Here is a 4,082-nt window from a genome sequence, read left to right as displayed (position 1 = left end):
CGCCATCAACCGCTTCATCCGCGAATACAACGCCTCCAGTCCCAAACCCTTCGCATGGAAAGCCAATCCTGGCGATATCATCGCAGCTCGGAACCGTGGGTTCCAAACGTTGGAGTCAATCCACTAGTTAGAACTCGGCGGGGCGTAGGGATCGGGTGTTCCCATCGGAATGAGAGGAAAACCCTTCGTTGACTCCTGGAACGAAGCGACGATCTTCAGCATCGGGGTCATAACCCAGCTGTCGACTGTTGGTTTCTCCTCTCGGGGGTCCGTATAGAGGTTGATGATGAACGGTATTCCCAGCTTCTGCGGTGGATCGAACATCGTGTCCTGCTTGTAGAAGTGGAGTTTCCAGTTACGCCATTTGACTGCAAGCAAAGTATTTGCTCCCCAGATCGGGAAGCCCTCGCGGTTCGATTTCTGCGACTTCCCAGTAAGGAACTCTGACTGGTCGATGCTGTCCATCGGCCGGTCTGAGGGTATGTGGGCTCCGGTTATCCTCGCAAGTGTCGCGAACATGTCGACACCATGCACAATCTCATTGCTCACACGCCCTGCCGGCACGTGAGCCGGCCATCTCACCATGAAGGGAACCCTAATTCCGCCTTCGAGGGCTGTGAAGTATTGACCGCGCCAAGGGCCGGCCCATCCGTCCCAGGGCTTGAAGAACTCTGGCCCATTATCACTGGTGAAAATCACAATCGTGTTGTCTCGCACCCCCAGATTATCAACAGTAGACAGCATTTTCCCAACGTTACCGTCCATCTCCACCAGCATATCAGCCCAATCACCGTTGCCCGTCACTCCCTTGAAGGAGGGATTTGGCTCAGTCGGCAGATGAGGCTGCGTCAAGGAAACAAAGGTGAAGAACGGCTTACCAGCCTTCACCTGACGTTCCATGAAGTCAACGGATCTCCTTGTGATCTCCGCGTCAATCAAGCGGCGCTGTTCGACAGTGTAATCCTCAAGCGGACGGCTGGGTTCGCCCTTCTTCCCTTCCATTATCTTTTCAAGCGGGACAATGTCCGGAGAGTAACCTGATGACGTGGACCACAGAGATTCGTCTGTCGTGCGGGGTATGCCATACCACTCGTCGAAGCCCTGATCATTCGGCAGACGGCCATCATGGCTTCCCAGGTGCCACTTCCCATAAAGAGCTGTTGCATATCCGGCTTCCGAGAGCGCTTCTGCGATTGTAAATTCCCACTGTGTGAGACCTTCGGGAACGCCTCCAAAAGGTACGGCGTAGGTGCCCGAGCGTATTGCAAAACGACCAGTCATGATGCTGGATCGGCTGGGCGTGCACTGCGTCTCCATACTAATATTGGTCAGACGCAGGCCTTCTCGGGCCAATTGGTCCAGCACCGGCGTGGGCGCACCTCGTGTTTCTCCGCCTCCATAGGCACCGAGTTCGCCGTAGCCGAGATTATCGGCAAGGATGAAGAGTATGTTTGGTTTCTGATCATCAGCTCGGCTGACCGTTGGAACAAGGATCGCTGTAGCCAAGACAAAAAAGATCGACGCCGCAGTGCGAGTGGCTGTCCGTTGTGAATTCAGCATGAAGCGCTCCGAAGTATACTTGGGTGCCAAGTCACGACAGAAGTGGCTCTGTACCTGATGCGACTATGCCGCTAACCTATCCCATTGAGATCAGGAGACTGTACAATTCACTCCAATTCACCAAAAGAACAGCTAAGTCTGGGAGCTCTTGGAAGCTACGGATGGCTATCGGGCGAGCCGACCGAGTTCCAGACATGGGCTGCACGTTCTGGAAAGTGGCGAGTTTATCAGCCTGGGCAGTTCGTTTATTTTTCTGGCGATGCTGCTGACGGAATTTACGGCCTCGCCTCTGGTGGCCTGGAAGTGACGTTTCCGCTCATAGCTGGGGAGCCTGTTGTACTTCACAGGGCTCAGGTCGGTTTCTGGATCGGAGATAATGCCGAATTATCCGCGACACCTCGTACCATCAGCCTCATGGCGGCCACAGAATGCCGGATGCTCCATTTGCCACATGAGGCGATCAGAAAGCTGCTCGATGATCAGCCCAAGTACTGGCAATCGTTCTATCGGCTCGCCACGATCAACACAAATATAGCTGTGGGACTTCTTGCCGAGGTCCTCAGCCTCACTCTGCGTGCGAGGGTATGCCGTAGACTTCTACAGCTGACTGACCCGTCAAGAGACGTCACGGTCACTCAAGAGGATCTATCGAAGATGCTCGGAGTGTATAGGTCCTCGTTGCGGCCAATACTGAAATACCTCGCAGGCACCAATGCCATCCGCCTAGGCTATAGGAAAATCAGTGTCGTCGATCGTGAGGCACTGATGAGGTTCAAGGATGAACAGTAGCCCTGCGTTGGAGGTCACGCCCTAGAGAGCCATCCGCCCAAGTTCCTAAGCCCCCTTGCCGCCCCGCCCGCACTCCACTAATCTCTGCCCCATCGCGGGCGTAGTTCAGTGGTAGAACGGCAGCTTCCCAAGCTGCATGTCGTGGGTTCGATTCCCATCGCCCGCTCCAGAGCCTTGCTGCGGGGCTTCCGCAGGGTTCTTTCCGGTGCCCGTTTGGATCCGGAATCGCTCCGCCTTTTGCGTGAAACCCGGTGAGACCAGACAGGCCGCTCACGCGGGGGGCGCTTGATCTGGCGCAAAACATTCACTTTCTGCGATGCTATCCTGCGGGCGTTTTTCCTTGCAACATGGAGGACGTGTCGTGAATGGATCAAACTCCCTTCTTCTTGGCGCATTGCTTCTGCCCCTGGGCATCATGGGCCTTGGCGGAACGGCCCTGGCACAGGATCCGGCGATTGGGCAGGAAGAGTACCGCATGCACTGTGCGGCCTGCCACGGCCTCGACGGGCGGGGCGATGGGCCGATCGGGCAGATCCTGAAGACGCCCGCCCCCAACCTGGCGATGATCACCGAACGCAATGGCGGCAAGTTCCCCGTCGAGAAGATCTACGCCATCATCGAGGGCAGTTCCGTCATAGCGGCGCATGGCACGCGCGACATGCCGCTGTGGGGTGAGCGCTACCGCCAGGCGCCGAAGCCGGTGACGCCCGACCAGGCGAGCATGAGCGACGGCTTTGCGCAGCAGCGGATCCTGTCACTGGTCTATTATCTGGGCACGATGCAATAGACAGGGCGGCGCTGCTCAGAAATCCGGCGTGCGTTTCTGGCGGAAGGCGTCGACACCTTTCCTGAGATCTTCGCTGCCTGCGGCAAGGCCGCCGGCGAGGGCTTCGAGGGGGCGGTGAAGTTCCTCGCCTTCCGCCGCGTTGATCAGCATCTTGGTGGCCTGGGTGGCGAGCGGGCCGCGCGCCATGAGCCTTCGGGCCATGGCGGTTGCAGCGGCAAGCCCCCCGCCTTGCGGCGCCAGCGCATCGACGAGGCCGAGGCCAAGAGACTGTTCCGCGGTGAAGACCTCGCCCAGCAGCGCCATGCGGCGGACGAGCTGCGGGCCGAAGCGGTTCACCGTGCGCTGGGTGCCTGACCAGCCGGGAATGATGCCGAGGCCAGTTTCGGGCGAGCCGATCTTCACATGATCCTCCGCGATGCGGAAATCCGCCGTGGCGGCGAGTTCGAGCCCGCCGCCCAGCGCATGGCCGTTGAGCGCCGCAATGAGCGGCTGGCGCAGCCTTGCCAGCGCATCAAAGGCGCGGTGGCCGACGCGCACCCAGGCAAGCGCGAAATCCGCAGGGTGCAGCGCTGACCAGGCCTCAATGTCGCCGCCCGCACAGAAGGACTTTACGCCCTCGCCGGTGATAATGGCGGCGCGCACTGCGCCATCGGCATCGATCATGTGGGCCGCGCGCTCAAGCGCCAGCACCATGGGGTGGTCGAGCGCGTTGAACTTTTCCGGCCGCGCGATGGTGATGGTGGCAAGCGGGCCTTCGACCGCGAGGCGGATGCGATGATCGCCGGTGTCAGCCATCGAGCGCCAAGCCCATCTTCACAGGCAGGAACAGGCGCTTGTCCATTTCCTTGAGGCGCGGCGAGACGATGAGCGGGAATTCCGACTGGTCGAGGATGTTCGACTGCAGCTCCACGCCCGGCGCGATCTCGGTGAGGACGATGCCCTCGGG

General features: G+C 59.3%; 4 protein-coding genes, 1 tRNA gene and 1 pseudogene. 4 read left to right on the top strand and 2 right to left on the bottom strand.

Features of this window, described 5'->3' with window-relative positions; genetic code table 11:
• A pseudogene (locus tag ACILRA_RS20595) lies at positions 1-127 on the top strand (IS630 family transposase); the annotation flags it as partial.
• Here the strand turns inward: ACILRA_RS20595 and ACILRA_RS20590 are convergent.
• The gene (locus tag ACILRA_RS20590) at positions 124-1,560 is read right to left on the bottom strand and encodes an arylsulfatase (RefSeq protein ID WP_395663922.1); all 1,437 of its coding nucleotides are present in this window, start codon (positions 1,558-1,560) and stop codon (positions 124-126) included. The pseudogene ACILRA_RS20595 and the gene ACILRA_RS20590 sit on opposite strands and share 4 nt — an antisense overlap.
• A gap of 84 nt (positions 1,561-1,644) precedes the next feature.
• Here ACILRA_RS20590 and ACILRA_RS20585 point away from each other — a divergent pair, with 84 nt between their 5' ends.
• The 3 genes from ACILRA_RS20585 (at position 1,645) to ACILRA_RS20575 (ending at position 3,136) form a co-directional block, all read left to right on the top strand.
• Positions 1,645-2,349 carry a Crp/Fnr family transcriptional regulator gene (locus tag ACILRA_RS20585; protein ID WP_395663921.1) on the top strand — a complete coding sequence of 235 codons (705 nt, stop codon included), beginning with the start codon at positions 1,645-1,647 and terminating at the stop codon, positions 2,347-2,349.
• A 94-nt stretch (positions 2,350-2,443) separates the two neighbouring features.
• A tRNA-Gly gene (locus tag ACILRA_RS20580) sits at positions 2,444-2,518 on the top strand.
• A gap of 192 nt (positions 2,519-2,710) precedes the next feature.
• Entirely contained in the window at positions 2,711-3,136 is a 426-nt protein-coding gene (locus tag ACILRA_RS20575) for a c-type cytochrome (RefSeq protein WP_395663920.1), read from the top strand.
• A gap of 15 nt (positions 3,137-3,151) precedes the next feature.
• Here ACILRA_RS20575 and ACILRA_RS20570 read toward each other — a convergent pair whose 3' ends face one another.
• The gene (locus tag ACILRA_RS20570; protein WP_395663919.1) at positions 3,152-3,931 is read right to left on the bottom strand and encodes an enoyl-CoA hydratase/isomerase family protein; all 780 of its coding nucleotides are present in this window, start codon (positions 3,929-3,931) and stop codon (positions 3,152-3,154) included.
• Between the last annotated feature and the right edge of the window lie 151 nt (positions 3,932-4,082).

Origin of the sequence: Aestuariivirga sp. (genome assembly GCF_044239095.1) — a bacterium.
GTDB lineage: Bacteria > Pseudomonadota > Alphaproteobacteria > Rhizobiales > Aestuariivirgaceae > Aestuariivirga.
Note: the sequence above shows the minus strand (reverse complement) of the source record. Positions and strands in the feature narration are given on the sequence as shown.